The sequence below is a fragment of the Azohydromonas australica DSM 1124 genome (genome assembly GCF_000430725.1).
Taxonomy (GTDB): Bacteria; Pseudomonadota; Gammaproteobacteria; order Burkholderiales; family Burkholderiaceae_C; genus Azohydromonas; species Azohydromonas australica.
Genome location: NZ_AUMO01000119.1, coordinates 1 through 16,537 on the forward strand (window position 1 = coordinate 1; position 16,537 = coordinate 16,537).

General features: G+C 63.8%; 13 protein-coding genes and 1 pseudogene. 10 read left to right on the forward strand and 4 right to left on the reverse strand.

Features of this window, described 5'->3' with window-relative positions:
• Together H537_RS0117485 and H537_RS51260 are read left to right on the forward strand one after the other, a co-directional pair.
• The coding region (locus tag H537_RS0117485; RefSeq protein ID WP_028998898.1) for a fumarylacetoacetate hydrolase family protein at positions 1 to 621 on the forward strand (621 nt) is incomplete at its 5' end.
• A 440-nt stretch (positions 622 to 1,061) separates the two neighbouring features.
• Positions 1,062 to 1,499 carry a response regulator gene (locus H537_RS51260; protein ID WP_084150765.1) on the forward strand — a complete coding sequence of 146 codons (438 nt, stop codon included), beginning with the start codon at positions 1,062 to 1,064 and terminating at the stop codon, positions 1,497 to 1,499.
• A 78-nt stretch (positions 1,500 to 1,577) separates the two neighbouring features.
• Here H537_RS51260 and H537_RS43830 read toward each other — a convergent pair.
• A pseudogene (locus tag H537_RS43830) lies at positions 1,578 to 2,804 on the reverse strand (ISL3 family transposase); the annotation flags it as partial.
• Positions 2,805 to 2,995: 191 nt separating this feature from the next.
• Positions 2,996 to 3,883, reverse strand: coding sequence for a LysR family transcriptional regulator (locus H537_RS0117500; RefSeq protein ID WP_028998899.1), 888 nt, complete (start codon positions 3,881 to 3,883; stop codon positions 2,996 to 2,998).
• Between the two features lie 161 nt (positions 3,884 to 4,044).
• Between H537_RS0117500 and H537_RS0117505 the strand changes: the two genes are divergently transcribed.
• From H537_RS0117505 to H537_RS43835, 7 genes are all read left to right on the forward strand, one after another.
• On the forward strand, positions 4,045 to 4,872 hold the full coding sequence (locus H537_RS0117505; protein WP_028998900.1) for an NAD-dependent epimerase/dehydratase family protein: 828 nt from the start codon (positions 4,045 to 4,047) through the stop codon (positions 4,870 to 4,872).
• A gap of 7 nt (positions 4,873 to 4,879) precedes the next feature.
• The gene (locus H537_RS0117510; RefSeq protein ID WP_028998901.1) at positions 4,880 to 5,767 is read left to right on the forward strand and encodes an SMP-30/gluconolactonase/LRE family protein; all 888 of its coding nucleotides are present in this window, start codon (positions 4,880 to 4,882) and stop codon (positions 5,765 to 5,767) included.
• Between the two features lie 373 nt (positions 5,768 to 6,140).
• Entirely contained in the window at positions 6,141 to 7,655 is a 1,515-nt protein-coding gene (locus H537_RS0117515) for a sulfatase (protein ID WP_028998902.1), read from the forward strand.
• 27 nt (positions 7,656 to 7,682) lie between these two features.
• The gene (locus H537_RS0117520; protein WP_028998903.1) at positions 7,683 to 8,651 is read left to right on the forward strand and encodes a Bug family tripartite tricarboxylate transporter substrate binding protein; all 969 of its coding nucleotides are present in this window, start codon (positions 7,683 to 7,685) and stop codon (positions 8,649 to 8,651) included.
• A 4-nt stretch (positions 8,652 to 8,655) separates the two neighbouring features.
• Entirely contained in the window at positions 8,656 to 9,561 is a 906-nt protein-coding gene (locus H537_RS51265; protein ID WP_084150768.1) for an aldose epimerase family protein, read from the forward strand.
• Positions 9,562 to 9,761: 200 nt separating this feature from the next.
• Positions 9,762 to 10,835 (forward strand): porin, encoded by a 1,074-nt coding sequence (locus tag H537_RS0117530; RefSeq protein WP_169517034.1) that lies wholly within the window; start codon positions 9,762 to 9,764, stop codon positions 10,833 to 10,835.
• Between the two features lie 88 nt (positions 10,836 to 10,923).
• Entirely contained in the window at positions 10,924 to 12,669 is a 1,746-nt protein-coding gene (locus H537_RS43835; RefSeq protein ID WP_043459097.1) for a SulP family inorganic anion transporter, read from the forward strand.
• A gap of 51 nt (positions 12,670 to 12,720) precedes the next feature.
• On the opposite strand, the gene H537_RS0117540 is transcribed toward H537_RS43835, so the two are convergent.
• Together H537_RS0117540 and H537_RS0117545 are read right to left on the reverse strand one after the other, a co-directional pair.
• Positions 12,721 to 13,821, reverse strand: a complete 1,101-nt coding sequence (locus H537_RS0117540) for a LysR family transcriptional regulator (RefSeq protein WP_084150770.1) — start codon at positions 13,819 to 13,821, stop codon at positions 12,721 to 12,723.
• A gap of 16 nt (positions 13,822 to 13,837) precedes the next feature.
• Positions 13,838 to 15,862, reverse strand: a complete 2,025-nt coding sequence (locus H537_RS0117545; protein WP_169517035.1) for a family 43 glycosylhydrolase — start codon at positions 15,860 to 15,862, stop codon at positions 13,838 to 13,840.
• Between the two features lie 350 nt (positions 15,863 to 16,212).
• Between H537_RS0117545 and H537_RS43840 the strand changes: the two genes are divergently transcribed.
• Positions 16,213 to 16,537 (forward strand): transposase (locus tag H537_RS43840; protein WP_043459099.1); only part of this gene is annotated, 325 nt, incomplete at its 3' end.

Below are 16,537 nucleotides of genomic sequence, written 5' to 3' on the forward strand. Positions count from 1 at the left end.
GACGGCTACCCGCTGATCGAGGCCGACCAGGGCGACTTCGAGGGCGAGTACGCCGTCATCGTGGACGACATCCCCATGGGCAGCAGCGCCGCGCAGGCGCAGTCGCGCATCCGGCTGGTGACCCTCCTCAACGACGTGAGCATGCGCGGCCACCTGCAGCGCGAGATGCAGATGGGCTTCGGCTTCATCCAGGCCAAGACCGCCACGGCCTTCGCACCGGTGGCCGTGACGCCGGACGAGCTGGGCGAGGCCTGGGCCGAGGGACGCGTGGCGCTGGACCTGCGCGTGAGCCGCAACGGCGAGTGGTTCGGCCATCCCAACGGCCGCGAGATGGACTGGAGCTTCGGCGAGCTGCTGGCGCACCTGGCCTACAACCGCAACCTGCGCGCTGGCACCATCTTGGGCTCGGGTACGGTCTCCAACAAGGCTTACCAAGCTGTTGGTTCAGCCTGTCTGGCTGAACGCCGTGCCCTGGAAGTCATAGAGCACGGCGAGCCGCGCACCCCGTTTCTTCAAATCGGTGAGCGGCTGAAATTCGAAGTGCTGGACATGCAAGGTCGGTCAGTGTTCGGCGCTATTGATCACCGCTTCATGGCGATCAACACCAGGCAAAAAAGATAAAGTTGTTAAAGCAACGTTCCAGCATGTCAGCTGCAGAAATCGTGCGCTGAAAAATACAATGCATCAGGAGAATATGATGCTAACCGAGGCAGTCTTCGCGGAGAGAGTAGCCGCCTATGATGCGCATCAATAGCTGCAATGGATGCGAATGATTTCTCGTTTGCCCGGCACAGGATTACGATGCCGTCCACCGCTGCGCAGAAACTCCTGATGTACGGTGTTCTCATGGCTTGAGACCGTGCTTGCGTCCCTGCTAGAAGGGTAGGGGAATCGCGCGTAGATCTGATCTGTTGCACCAGCTGCATCAGCCAACCTGTTTCCTCCCTAACCATCCAAGCTTGAGCGGTTGCCCTGTGCAACGCGCCAGCAGTGCTTGGGCTGCTACCAGGAACGGTTGCCTAGGCACAAGTTGGGCGCGCATAACAGCATGGGTTCGAAGCATGAAAGCGATTCTGAATGCCGGCATCCCTGCCAGCAACTACGCTCACAAATCCGTGACGGTGGTTTACATTGAGGACGACCATGCCAGCGCAATGCTGGTGCAGTGCCTTCTAGGCATGAGAGTCAATTACACGTTCCACCATGCGGTCAATGGTGCAGATGGACTGGAATTGTGCAGACGCTTGCAGCCTGATCTTGTCTTGATCGACCTGCACCTGCCTGACATGACTGGCTGCGAAATTTTCAAGCGACTGCGTGCCGACCCTGCAACGTGTGACCTGTCATGCGTCGTCGTTTCAGCAGATGCCATGCCTGGGACCATAAGCCGTGCGCGCGATGCAGGGTTTGCAAAATATTTGACCAAGCCGATCGACGTAAGAAGGTTCCTGCATCAGCTTGATGAGTTGCTTGAAATGGAGGCGCTTGCATGCTGCTAAAACCTATGGCCTTGCCCCCGCAATCGCATTGATAAGCCGAAAGCTACTTCGGCATCTGTGGCTCTCTTGAAATTCAAGTGGGTTGCCGGCATGAGGACTGACTGCGCTGAAGTCCAGCTTGCCGGCGATGAGGAAGACCACGGATTTGATGGTGGCCATGCGGGTGAAGCCTCGCGCGCGGCGCTTGGCGGCCTGGAACAGGCCGTTGAGGGCCTCCAGGAAGCCATTGGTCCCGCGTTTGTGCCCATGCCACGATACCTTCCAGGTGGCGGCGCACGAGGGTGGACACGGCCTTCATCGGCTCGACCTTGGAGCGCATGACGCAGCGGCACCAGTGCAGCAGCCTGGCGCGAACGACGTTGATCTGCTTGCGTTCCAGGATCTCGCGCAACCGCTCCTTGTAGACCCAGGCCCGCGCGGTACGTACGCTGGCCATCCGGGCGATCAAGGCGTCGAGCTCGACGGCGGCCTCGGGCTTGAGGCTGTCGCGATCCTTGAGCAGCGACCATCGCATGCCCTTGAGGGACTTGTCGCTGCACTGCTCGATGCGCCTCATCTTGTCCACTGCGGCGTTGGCGTGCCAGACGACGTGGAACTTATCGAACGTGATGCGCGCGTTGGGCAACTGCTCGCCGACGCCCTTGATGAACGCGGGCGACATGTCGATGCTGACGGACTCGATCTGCTCGGGCGGGCAGCCGCGCTCAGTGAGCTCACCGGCGATCGTGGCAGCGGCCTTGGCATCGCGCCCGTCGGTCATGCTGAGCACACGGCGCTTGACGGTGCCGGCCGCCAGCGTGACGTAGTCGTGGCCGCGAGCACGCGAGGTTTCGTTGATGGCCAGCGCGGTGAAGTCGCTGAAGTCGGCTTCAGCCAGCACCAGCGCCACGTATCGCCTGCAAATGGCTATCACCCGGTGCGGCGAGATGCCCACGATGCGCGCCACAGCGGCGAAGGGCATCTCGAAAGCGAGCATCAGCAGCAAGGCCTCGAACAGCAGCGTGAAGCCCGACAGGCGGCCGGCAAACGGCGGCTTGACCAGATGTACCGAGCCGTCGGGCAGCTTCACCCGCGGCGTGCGCACCTGCAGTAGGCCTCGTGCTGGAAGAAGTTCAAGTGCCGATAGGTCTTTGTGACGGTGTCGTGCACCGAGTGCTCGCCAAGCACGCCCTCGACAGCGAAGTGAGAGCCCACGGCGAAGTCAATGGCCACCGTCGGAACCTTGGCCGCCTCATCGAACTGCGCACCTGTGACAGACCACGGTGCAGTGATTATCAGCGCAGCTTCGAACAACCTGTCGTGCATCTCAAACGTTCTGGTCTTTATGGCCAAGGCGGCAGCATGCCTCATCGACCTTAGCCGCCAGCCCCGAAGCCGGCAAGTCAACCCACTCGGATTTCAAGAGAGGCGTAAGAATAGACCGTGTCTGGTGATTCAGGAGGCAAACTCAGGTTTACATCGGATGCGACAGAATTGTTCGTTGACGAGTGCGCTGCCTATACACGTCTTTTCAGGAAACGGCGCGCTGTATCGAGCATGGCGGCAATGAGGGGAGAGGATGCCTCGCGGCGCAGGTAGAAACAGTGCAATTCCATGAAGACGTCAACGCGAGTGAGCAGCGGCCGGTAGGTGATGCCAGGAAAGTGGACGTTGCTCATGGACTCCGGCACAAATGTGACGCCCATCCCGGCCGCTGCCATCAGTACCGCTGTGACGATGTTGTCCACCGGTGGGGCAAGACGTGGCTCGAATTCATGACAGCAGCAAAGGTGCATGGACATGGCTGCAATCGATGGTGACGTGCCAACAAGCATCGTTTCGTCGCGCAGTTCGCTTACGTCGACCTGCTGCCGGGAGGCTAGCCGGTGAGTCGCGGAAAGTGCGAGCAACACCGGTTCGCGCGCCACCAGTTCCACGTCGATGTCACTATCATCAGGCAGCATGCGTTCGAACACGATGTGTACCTGACCGCAGCGCAGTGCTGCCAACTGCTCTGGCGTTTGCGCATGGTGCAGCACCAGTTCTACATCGGGGTGTCTGGCATGGAAGGCCGTCAATATCCGAGGCACCAGTCCGAAGGTGGCCGAGCCGTAGACGCCGACGTCCAGCCTCCCGACTTGACCTTTGCCTGCCCGCTGCGCCCTTTGCGCAGCTTGCGCGACCAGGCTGCGGATGTTTCGAGCGTCGCGCCGCAACGCCACGCCGGCCTGCGTCAGCTCCATACCACGTGGCGTGCGGTTAAAGAGTTTTACTTTCAACTCCTCCTCCAGTTGCTGGATCTGTCGGGAGAGGGGAGGTTGCGACAGGTGCAGCTGCTCCGCGGCTCGTCCCAAATGCCTGGTTTCTGCCACGGCGATGAAGTAGTTCAACTGCCTCAGGTCCACCGCATGGCTCCTCTTGCTGAAAAGGTATTGCGCGTAACCAATTTTGCATTGGACGTGAACGCGCTTGCTGAAGACACTGCACGGCATTTCGCGAACGAAATCTCCAGACCGGCTGTCTGTGCCGAACTCGGGCGCAAGGCTCTCTTGTGACGGAACCAATGATGCTGCGTGAACCTGTGACTTCTATCCGCTTCGGCCGCCTGCTGCTCACCGGAGCCGCCGGTGGGCTTGGCCGCGTGCTGCGCGAGCGCCTGGCGCGCTACTGTGACGTGCTGCGCTTGTCGGACGTGGCGCCGCTGGGCGAAGCGGCCGCAGGCGAGGAACTTATGCCTGCGGCGCTGCAGGATTCTGCCGCTGTGCGTGCGCTGCTCGAAGGCGTGGACGCCGTGATCCACCTGGGCGGCGTCTCCACCGAGCAGCGGTGGGAGCCAATCCTGCAGGCCAACATCGTCGGCACCTACAACCTCTACGAGGCCGCCCGGCTGGCTGGCGTCAAGCGCGTCGTCTTCGCCAGCTCCAACCACGTCTGCGGCTTCTACAAGCAGAGCGAGGTCATCGGCACCGACACCCCGCCGCGGCCCGACGGCCTGTACGGCCTGAGCAAGGCCTTCGGCGAAGACGTGGCGCAACTGTACTTCGACCGCTACGGCATCGAAAGCGCGCTGGTGCGCATCGGCTCCTCGTTCCCCGAGCCGCGTGACCGTCGCATGCTGGCCTCGTGGTTGAGCTACGACGACCTGGAGCGCCTGGTCATGGCTGTGCTGACCACGCCGGCGCTCGGTTGCAGCGTGATCTACGGCATCTCCGACAACAAAACGCGCTGGTATGACAACGGTGGCGCCGCGCACATCGGCTACCGGCCGCAGGATTCCTCCGAGCCCTTCCGCGCCGCCGTCGAGGCCAGGCAGCCCAGGCTGGACTTGGGGGACCCGACCACCATCTACCAGGGCGGCGCCTTCGTGCGTACCGGTCCCTTCACGCAGGACTGAGCGCGCCATGGCCGCTGCAATGGAAGTGCTATGCGCAGTGCGCAACCGCGTGGGCGAGTGCCCGCTGTGGAGTGTGGCCGAGCAGGCGCTGTACTGGGTAGACATCGACAGCCGCCGGCTGCACCGCCTCGACTGGGCCACGCGCGAGACTGTGCAGTGGGACATGCCCGAGCGCCTGGCCTGCATCGCGCTGCACGCGCAGGGAGGCCTGCTAGCGGGCATGGAGACTGGGCTGTTCAGGTTGCAGCCGCAACGTGGTGGTACCATCGACGTTGAGCGTTTGCAGGCCGCGACGTTCCCGCACAGGGGCATGCGCTTCAACGACGGGCGCTGTGACCGGCACGGCCGCTTCTGGGTCACGTCAATGGTGATGGACATGTCGCTCGGCCTAGCTAAGGGCATGCTCTGGCGCCATGACGCGCGCGGCCTGGTGCCCATGCTCGGCGGCTTGCTCACCGGCAACGGCCTGGGCTTCAGCCCTGACGGGCGCACCTTGTACCTCTCCGACTCCCACCCCAAGGCTCAGCGCATCTGGGCCTTCGACCTCGACATCAGCGGCAACCTCGGCAATCGGCGTGAGTTCGTGGACATGAACCACCATCCTGGCCGCCCAGACGGTGCCGCAGTGGACGCCGCGGGCGCGTACTGGATCTGCGGCAATGACGCCGGCCAGGTGCACCGCTTCAGGCCCGATGGCACGCTGCGGCAGTCGCTGCCGGTGCCGGTGAGCAAGCCAGCGATGTGCAGTTTCGGCGGCCCGGACCTCGACCACCTCTTCGTCACTTCCATCCTGCCGGCGCAGCCGGCACAGGACTTCGATGCCGCACTCGACGGCGCGGTGTTCGTGGCGCGGCCGGGCGTGCGCGGCATCGCGGAGACGCCTTTCGCCTTCTGATCCCACTCGATCCCTTGAGCGCCTCCTGTGGGCGAAATCTGGACTTCTGGTGACCTCTGCGACGATTCGCCAAGCAGGACGTGTAAGGGGTGCTTCGTGCAGACGCATTGCTTGAACGGCGACTGAAGACGGTCGTTGAGGTGGATGGAAACCTGCGTACGTATGACGGGTACGCACGCCTTGGAATCGTGGGAATCGAGCCCGGGACTATTCGTGTCGTCGCAAGGACGGTACCGATTGCTGGCGCGGCCGCAAAGATCCGATGTGCAGCGCGAATGCACAAATTGATTTTGATGATGGATGGAAATCGAGATTCAATTTGTTGAATTGATGTCCGGGAAATAGCATTCCTCAAGCACTTCGGCAGGTCTTCATGCGAACCATCTTCGTTCTCTTCGATTCGCTCAATCGGCGCACCTTGGAGCCCTATGGCGGCACGACGGTGAAGACACCCAACTTCACGCGTCTAGCCGAGCGCTGCGTCACCTTCGACAACCACTACGTCGGCAGCTTGCCCTGCATGCCCGCGCGACGCGACATGCACACGGGCCGCCTGAATTTCATGCACCGTGGGTGGGGACCGCTGGAGCCGTTCGACAACTCGTTCGCCGCCCTGATGCACAAGGAAGGCGTGTACTCGCACCTGGTGTCCGACCACTACCACTACTGGGGCGACGGCGGCGCGACGTACCACAACCGCTACGACACCTACGAGTTCGTTCGTGGCCAGGAGCGCGACCCGTGGAAGGCCATGGTGCAGCCACCCTGGGAGCGTTTCCGCGAGATGTACCACCCGAAGCAATTCACGCAGGAGCGGCGCCACAAGCATTCCGCCCACATGATCAATCGGGAGTCCATTCGCGAGTACAAGGATTTTCCGTCGGTACGCTGCTTTGACGCGGGCTTCGAGTTCCTGGAAGGCAACCGCATGGCCGAGGACTGGCTGCTGCATGTGGAGACCTTCGATCCGCATGAGCCTTTCCATGCCCCGGCGGAGTTCCGGCGCAACTATCCGACCAATTACAAGGGCCCGATTTTCGATTTCCCGCCGTACAAGCGCGTGACCGAGACGATCGAGGAGTGCGACGAGCTGCGTGCGAACTACGCAGCGATCGTGGAGCTGTGCGACCACGAGATGGGCCGGCTGCTGGACTACATGGACGAGCATGCCATGTGGGACGACACCGCGCTGATCGTCACGACGGACCACGGCTTCCTGCTTGGCGAGCACTCGTGGTGGTCCAAGAACGTCATGCCCTGCTATGACGAGGTGGCCCACATCCCGTTGTTCATCCATCACCCGGCATTCCGCAACCAGGCTGGGCAACGTCGCCAGGCACTCACGCAGACGATCGATCTTATGCCTACGCTGCTGGAGATGCATGGCATGAAGCTACCTGCCGAGGTCACCGGCTGCTCGCTGATGCCGCTGCTGGAGCGCGAGACCACCGTGCGCGAGGCCGCGATCTACGGCGTCTTCGGCAGTGCCGTCAACGTCACGGACGGCCGCTACACGCTCTTCCTCTACCCGCCCGAGATGCACCGCGAGGGCCTCTACCAGTACACCCTCATGCCGATGCACATGAAAGAGCTGTTCGCGGTGGAGGAGCTGCAGGACGCCGCGCTGGCCCCGGCACAGCCATTCACGAAGGGAGCACCGGTGTTGCGGGTGCCTGCGACACCCAAGTCGCCGAACTACAAGCTGCATGGACCGGCAGCGCAGCACGACACGCAGACGGTGATGTTCGATCTGGCCTCGGACCCCGGACAGGAGCACCCCATCGAGGACCCTGCCGTTCGCGAGCACCTGATCGAGCAGATGGTGCAGCTGATGAAGCTCAACGACGCACCGCCCGAATACTTCACGCGACTCGGATTGACGGCCTGACCGCTCGGCAACACACCAGGAGACAACATGGCATTCAGAAAACTATTTGCGGCCGTCGGGACCGTGCTGGCATTGGGCATGGGGCTGCACGCCCAGGCCGCGTATCCCGAAAAGCCGATTCGGCTCATGGTGCCGTGGCCGGCCGGTGGTTCTTCCGACGCTGTCGCACGCGTGATTGCACGGCATCTGCAGGACCGCCTCAAGCAGCCGGTGATCGTCGACAACAAGGCGGGAGCTTCCGGGAACATCGGCACGGCCGAAGTCGCGCGTGCCGCACCAGACGGGTACACGCTGCTGCTGTCATCGGGACCGTTCTCGATCAATCCCAGCCTGTACCGCAAGCTGCCTTACGACGCGGTGCGGGACTTCGCGCCGGTGGCCCAGATCGCCAACATTCCCAGCGTGCTGGTGGTGCCCGCTTCCTCGCCCGCGCAGACGATGCAGGAGTTCGCCGCCCTTGCCCGCAACCCGTCGAAGCCGTTGAACGTTGCAACGCCCGGCAGCGGATCGGCCCAGCACCTGGCGCTGGAGCTGCTGCGCAAGAAGAGCTCCCTGGCCTTCAATCACGTGCCCTACAAGGGCGGTGCGCCTGCGCTCAACGACGTGCTGGGGGCGCAGGTGGACGCCATGATGTCCGGCTTTCCGGAAGCGGCCCCGCACATCAAGGGCGGCAAGCTGCGCGCGCTGGCGGTGACGACGCCAAGCCGGTCCACCTTTCTGCCCAATGTGCCGACGCTGATAGAGCTGAAACTGGCGGACGCTGGAACGGCGGGCTGGAACGGGATTCATGTGCCGGCGCGTACACCGGCCGACATTGTCAAGAAGCTGCATGACGAGATCAACGGCATCCTGGAAACGCCCGAGGTGCAGCAGCAACTGGCTTCCCTGGGCTTCGAAGTGCAGCGCACGTCGCAACAGGAATTCGCCGCCTTCGTGACGCAGCAGATGGCCCGGTGGAAAGAGGCCGTTGCCTTGTCCGGCGCCCAAGTCGACTGAGGTTGTGATCGTGCGGCTCGCCTGCGAAGAAATGATCGAGCTTGGCTTCGGTCCCTACTCGGCAAGGGTCGCACCAGCCGCTGGAGGCCGTATTGCTGCCCTGGCCTGGCGCGATGGAGGAGCGAGCGTTCCTCTGCTGGTCGAGTGGGACGGGCAAGCCTTCGATGAGCATGCGTGGCCCAAGGCAGGCGCGTTTCCAATGCTGCCCTTTGCCAACCGGTTGCCGCGCGACGGCTTTGTCTTCCGCGGGACGCTTGTGCGTCCCGAGCCCGGTCCCGCCGGGTTCGCATTGCACGGATCCGCGCACAGGCGTGCATGGAGCGTCGTCGAGTCCACGAGTCAGCGGGCCGTCATGCGCTGTACCCATGACGGTGGCGACGCCGCTTGGCCGTGGCCTTGGGTCGCAGAGCAGGTCGTTGAACTGGGACAACGAGGAATGACGGTGACGCTCAGCATCAAGAACGAGGCAACCGAGCCGATGCCTCTGGCCATGGGCTGGCACCCGTATCACCCGGCGGATCCTGACATGGCTGGCGGAGGTCTGGGGTTCAGTGCCCATGCGCGGCACGAGCTCGACGAAGACGGCCGCGCCTGCGATCAGGTCGAAATGCCTTTGTTCACCATGCAGCCTGGAGAAACAGCTGCTTTCTCAGAGTGGACTGGCAGCGCTTGCCTGCGCTCTCCGGCCAGGGGGTCCATCGTCGTTTCGTGCACGGGGGTGAGCGGCCTGGTCCTCCACCGCCCTGTCCGTGGCAGCTATTTCTGTGCCGAGCCCGTGACGTTGCTGCCGGGCCGTTTGGGAGAGAAGTCGGAATCCGACGGCTCAGGGGTCCTTCCTGCCCGGCAGGTTCGGCAGTTCACCTGGACCTGCGGCTTCGCGCCTGCCAGCGCACAAGACACAGGCATGTAGACGCCCGTCCCGGCGTCTGCGGACGACGTCCTCAAAACGGTCGAAGGCAGCTTCAGTCCCATGACGCTGCACATAGGCGCCTGCCTGATTTCCAGGACGACGCATCAATTGCATCTGCTGCTCCGCGGCCAATGCACCGACATGCCTCATCGCAGCGGCCCAGCCGCTGCCACAACAAACCACCTGAACAGGAGACAGTGGTGAAAGTACAAACGAACCAGGCCGGAGCGCGTGAGAGCTCCATTCCAGGCGCTGCGGCATGCATCGCCGGCGCGTTGCTCATGACTTGTTCATGGGCTCAAGCCCAGTCGACGGTGACCTTGCAGGGCATTCTCGACGTCAACGTGCGCATGGTCCGCAACGACGCCACGTTGTATTCACTGAGCAACGACGGCATCTCGGGCAGCAACTTCACGTTCAGGGGCGAAGAAGACTTGGGGAGAGGCTTGAAAGCCGGCTTCTGGCTGGAGGCCGGCGTGCAGTCGGACACCGGCAACGGTGGAGGCAGCAACGGCCTCGGTACTGCATTGTTCAATCGCCGCTCGACCGTCCAGCTCTCCAGCCCGCTCGGTGAGGTTCGTCTGGGCCGGGACTTCACGCCGTCGTACGGCAACATCTCCCGCTTCGATCCGTTCAAGGCCAACGGCATTGCCAACGCCAACAATCTGGAGCCGACGACGGCATCGCTTGGCAGTGCAGCCTTCACGCTGCTGCGCACCAACAACGCGGTTTCCTACTTCACGCCTTCGATCGGCGGCTTCTTTGCGCACGCCATGGTGGCTGCAGGGGAGGGCACGCCAGGCCAGAAGTACCGGGGCCTGCGCACGGGCTACATGAAGCCCGGCGTCGAGGTGGCTGTCAGCGTCGGCATCACGCAGGGTGATGCCGCGGACAATGACTTCAAGGTGGTGAACGTCGGCGGCATGTACGACTTCGGCATGGTGCGACCGATGGCGTTCTACCAGAAGGGCACCTACAAGACCCGCCGGCAGGACAACTGGCTGGTCGGCGTTGCAGTGCCGATGGGCGCCGGAGAAGTGCGCCTTTCGTACCAGCAAGCCAATCAGTCCGGCGCAGGAACCGACGCCAACGACGCGACGCAGGTGGCCGTAGGCTACGTTCACCGTCTGTCCAAGAGAACCGCGCTCTACGGCAACACGGCGCGCGTGTCGAACAAGGGCACCCAGACCTATCGCGCTTCCTCGTCCGGCGGCGCCCTCACACCGGGCGCCACGTCGACGGGAGCCGAGATCGGTATCCAGCACATCTTCTGACAAAGAGAAGGCGGCGATGAGCGCACCCCTGCATCGTCGCAGCCGCTCCACCGTGGCACGCTTGTGGAGCGGCAACTCGGTTGACAATATGCGCGCCGACGCGCTCGCCGGCCTTCTTGGGGCCGTGCTGGTGCTGCCGCAAGGCATCGCCTTCGCCACGCTGGCCGGTCTGCCGCCGCAATACGGCCTGTACTCGGCCGTGGTGCCCTGCATCGTGGCAGCCCTCTTGGGCTCCAGCCGCCAAGTCGTCTCCGGCCCTACCAACGCCAACTCGCTGGCGCTGTTTGCCATGCTCGCGCCGCTGGCGGTCGTGGGCAGCCCGGCCTACATCGAGTTGGCACTGGCCGTGACGGTGCTGGTGGGGCTGCTGCAGTTCGCCACCGGTGCGCTGCGCCTGGGAGCGGTCGCCAATTTCATCTCGCCCACGGCGCTGCTGGGCTTCACCGCCGGTGCGGCGCTACTCATCGCCGTGCACGCGCTCAAGGACGCGCTGGGCCTCGCGGTGCCTGCAGGCACCAGCGCCGCGGGCGTGCTGCGTGCGGCCTTCACGCAGGCGCCGCAGCCTGGCGCGCTGCTGGTCGCGCTGGCGACGCTGGGCGTGGCCGGCGCCCTGCGCCGCTGGCGTCGCGGCTCGCCCTTCATGCTCATCGCCCTGGCTACCGGCACGGGGCTGGCCTGGATGCTGGATGGCTGGGCGCCGTCGACGTGGCATGTGCGGCTGCTCGGCACGCTGCCCTCGCCGCTGCCTCCCTTCCACGTGCCGGCGGTGCGGTTCGAGCAGTTGCCGCAGCTGCTCGGGATCGCGGCGGCGCTCACGGTGGTGGCGCTGGCGCAGTCCATCGCCATCGCCAAGGCCGTGGCCGCACGCTCGGGCCAGCGCATCGACGCTAACCGCGAGTTCCTCGGTCAAGGTTTGTCCAACCTCGCTGGCGGCTTCTTCTCCTGCTACGTATCCTGCGGCTCGCTCAACCGTTCCATGCCCAACCTGGAGGCCGGCGCACGCTCACGTATGGCAGCGGTGTTCGCGGCGCTGATGGTCGTTCCGCTCGTGGCGCTGACCGCGCCGGTGCTGGCGCTGATCCCCTATGCCGCCATCGCCGGGCTGCTGGTGCTAGTGGGCTGGACGCTGCTGGACCGTCCACGCTGGCGGCAGCTCACCAAGGCCAGCCGCCAGGAGCTTGTCATTGCGGTGGTCACCTGCGCCGCGACCCTCACCCTACGTCTGGAGATCGCGGTACTCATCGGCAGCGCCCTCTCCCTCGGGCTGTATCTGCACCGCACCTCGCGCCCGGCCATGCGAACCATGGGCTTCGACGGTGAGCGCGGCGACATCCACCGACCCTTCGTCGTGGTGGCGCAATCATCGCGGGCCAAGCCGGAGTGCCCGCAGCTCAAGCTGCTGCGCATGGAGGGCTCGGTCTACTTCGGCGCCACTGCGCACGTGTCGGACCAGCTGCAGGCGTTGCGCGACGAGCCCCGGCCACAGATGCACCTGCTGGTGATGGCAAAGAGCATGAACTTCATTGACGTGGCCGGCTCGGACCTGTGGCGCCAGGAACTGCATGCGCGCCGGGCTGCGGGCGGCGACCTGTACTTTCACCGCCCGCGCCCGCGCGTGGTGGAACAGTGGCGGCGCGACGGCTTCCTGGACGAGTTGGGCGCAGACCATGTCTTCCAGGACAAGCGCTCGGCCATCCGCGCCATCTGCGGCCGGCTGGAGCCAAGCATCTGCGCCCGCTGCACCGTGCGGGTCTTCTATGAATGCAGGGCACTGCCTGGCCCTGTCCCCGTCTCGCCAAACAAGGCGCAAGCTGTTCCAGGGGAAGACCGCTGAATCGGGAACTTGCACAACTGCACCGAGTGGGCAGTAGTTGCTCGTTGTCCGCTATTCGGCTGCAAAAAACCGTTGCTGCGCTTCCTGTGTCGAGGTCAAGGGTTCAACACCTTCAGGCAGCACGATCTCGCTGCTGCGCAGGAAATCCAGGACCACGCGCACGAAAGCTTCGCCGGCTGGCCTCAGGAGGTGACGCTCAGGGCGTGCAAGAGCCAGCATCCGTGAAAGCTCCGGACGAACCAGTGGCCGAGTGACGATCGACGTCAGTGCCGGGCTGGGACAGCCCAGTCCAGGCAGGATCGAGACGCCAAGGCCAGCCTCCACCATGCCGAGAAGGGTTGCAACCTGATCGACCTCCACGCTGTTGAGCGGCGGCGCCGACTCACCGAGGAGGCCGTCCATGAAGGCACGGTAGACCGTGCCTCGCCGCAGCATCACCAGCGGCTGTGCGGCAACTGCCGCGCCGTCTACCGTTTTTTGCCGGGACATTGGATGATCCACCCGGCACACCAGCCTGAACCGGTCGCGCAGCAGCGGCAGCAGGTGATCTGCCGGTTGACCCTCATCGAACAGCGAGAGGATGGCGAGATCGCCGTCGTCACGGCTCATGCGGTCGCGTAGCACAGGATCCGGCAGGTCATGCACCTCCACCTGTACGCCGGGATACCGTGCCTTGAACAGGCGCATGACATTTGGCAGAAGCCGGTGCGCCACGGACGGAATGCAAAGGATCGACAACCGGCCGCGGCCACCAGTGGCCCAATCGGTGCCATGCTGAAGCAGCCTCTCGTTCGACTCGAGCACGCGGCGCGCATCGGCCAGGAACTCTTCGCCGGCGGGGGTGAGGCTGACCGAACGCGTTGTGCGTTCGAGCAGCTTGACGCCGACGATTTCCTCAAGCTTCGCGATGGCTTGGCTCAGTGCCGGCTGACCGATGTGCAAGGTGCTTGCAGCACCGTGAAAGGAGCGGAGGGTAGCCACCGCGACGAAGGCGCGGAGGTGTCGGGGATTGGGATAGTGCACGGCAGAAACGCTCACCCGAACAGAGAATAGCAGGCCTGTCTTTGCCTTGAGCAGCCGTGGACCGTCGAGGTAGCTCGCAACAGCGCTGCCACGGCGGCAGGTCGACAGACCTGCCGCCGCACGGGACACCCCGACATGTCGTTGGCTACGGGGTGACTTGCAGCATCACGGGGACTGACGTGACTGCTCCGACCTGGTTCATGACGGTGACGGTGTAGGTGCCGCTGTCCGCGGTCGTGACCGAAGACAGGCGCAGCGCCGCAGTGGTCGACTCGTTGTAGCCGTTCGGCGAGAAAATGATCTGTCCGTTGCGCTGCCACTGGTACCCAAGGCCGACACCCTCGGCCAGCACGGTGAAGCCCACGTTCGATCCAGCGCTCACGCGGATGGATTTCGGCTGAGCGGTGATGCGAGGCGGTGCCAGGGTGGTGGCTGACGTGGAAAGCAGGATCTCGGCGTCTGGCAATGGGGTCGATGTCCCTGCCTTGACCGCGACATACTGGCCGTTAAGGAGGGCCCCCTTCTTGCCGACGGCGACGCCATACCCGCCGTTTGTCGCGTTGGCGCTGAGGGTCAACGTCACCCGGCCGCCACCGGTATAGGCCTGCGGAAGGTTCAGCGGAACTTTCGACGGGGCCCAGGCGACCGTTCTCGAGTCGATCTCCCAGCTGTAGGAGAGTCCATTGGGGAGTTGCAGGCGCGCCTGCAATGGCGCGTTGACGAATGGCTCCTGGATCGTGGCGCTGACCGCAGGGGCGGGCGATTTGTCCGGGGTCCGCTGGAAGATCGACGGCAGGACCGCGGCCAACGTCTCCCCGGGCTTCAAGTCCCAGCTCTGGACTACCGACTTGGAACTGTCGATGCCCAAATTGGCCTGGTATGTCGGCATCGGGCTGGACGCAGTCGCCTTGGCCAGCGGGAACTGGTAGCTGGGCTTCGTGCCGAGCGGCAGGATCCTGCCCTGGTCGTCGAACTCGAGCGGCACGGTGTACCAGCCTGCGAGTGCCAGATTGTTGTCGCCGGCCTGGCTGACGCTCGTACTCGGTGCGCCGAGCGGGTTCGAGATATAGCGGGTTCCGGGGAGCAGGATTTGGGTCGCGCCCTTTGAGTCCGGAAGGACGAACGGCGCCTTCATCTGGGCATAGCCCGAGTCGGAAGAAAGCTGCACCGGGGTCAGTGGCGCAGCGGACGAGTCGTCAGCCGGGCTGAGCCAAGGGCCGTGAGGATCGCGGGCGCGGAGATAGTAGAAGTTCGATGCAAGGCAGTTGCCGCAGGTATTCGTACCGGTGAGATACCACCAGCCGTTGCGGTAGCTCAGGCCCACGCCGCCGCCGATTGCGTTGTTCGCGACAGAAATGTCCGTGCGATCGACGGTGCCGGTCTTCTCGTCATTGAGCATCGCCGTGGTTAGCACGCCGTGCGACGTTGCCATGTACGACTTCCCGTCGGGACCGGTTGCCAGCGCGAAATCCACGGGACCCGCACTGTTGAAGATGACGGGCTCGAAAGGCGTGCTCCACGGCCCGTACGGTGTGGCCGATTGGGTCACGTACTGTTTGCCCGTCCTGCCCATCTGGGACAACGCCGCCTGCCCATTCAGGAACCACATGTTGTACAGCCCTGTCTTGGGCGAGTAGACCACCCGCGGCTTCTTGACGTAGTAGTGCTCGCCTGTCACCGGGTCCTGGATGTAGTTCGTGCCGAGCAGCTTCCAGTTCATCAGGTCGTCCGAGACGTATACCGTCAGCCCGCAATACCGATAGGTCGAGTTCGGATTCGTCGGGATAAGCGGACCGGTATTCACGCCGGGCGAGTAGTTGAAGGAGCCACATGTGAAGGAAGGACCGTAAAGGTAGTACTTTCCCTCGAAATACTGCAGGTCTACTTCGTCAACGGCCTGGATCGCATTGCCGTCAACGTCCATCCCGATAGCGATCTGACCATAGGACGTCGTTTTTGCAGGCGACTGCGGCAATCCATTGTCGCCGGCCAGCGGATCGTCGAGGATGAAATTGTTCAACGTCGCGCTTAATGTTGTCGCGGCGCCTTCGACAGGCGGGGGCGCGTCACTGCCACCGCCACAGCCCGCGTTGACGAGCAAGAGGCAGGCAGCGGCGATGGTCGAGGCCGGTTTGGTGAAACGAACCGTTGAGTGAAAGGCTGAGGGCACGCGTTGTCTCCATCGTTGTCCAAAGGATGTTATTGACAACATTTATGTGCGTGAAATTGAATCTTCTGTGAGACCGATCACGTCTCTCAATAAATCTGCGTACTTCCTCACCGGCGGCGATAGCTCCGTGACGCTGCGCGGCCAGGGCCGTAGTGGGCGCAACGTGAAATGCCTGCTGTCCATGGCCGTGGCACTGGACGACCTGCCGGGCGTGCACGCGCTGGCCGGCGCACCGACGACGTGCACGGCGCGCAGGAGATCGCCGGCGCGATCGCCACGCCCGACACCATAGCGGTACTTTGTTGAAGCAGGCACGTCGATTGCTGTAAGCGGTTTGGGAGGTCATTGCCATGACTGCTCCACGCCCATGCCCACCGGCGCCTGGACCTCTTGAAGACTACGCCAAGAGGTTCGATGAGCTGTTCCACACGCTGGCCCAGCGACGCAGCTTCCGGGCGTACCTCACTGGGCTGCTGCTGCCGCACGACCGCAACAAGACACTCACAGCGCTGGCCGGTGCCGAACCGGTGGTGCAGGCCCAGGCAGCGGCAGTGCAGCGACTGCAATTTTTCCTGAGCGAGGCCGATTGGGATGCCCAGGCCATCAATGCGCAGCGCCTGGCGTTGATGGCCGAGCAGCCGATGCTCGCCTCACATGCGCGCGGCGTGCTCGTGG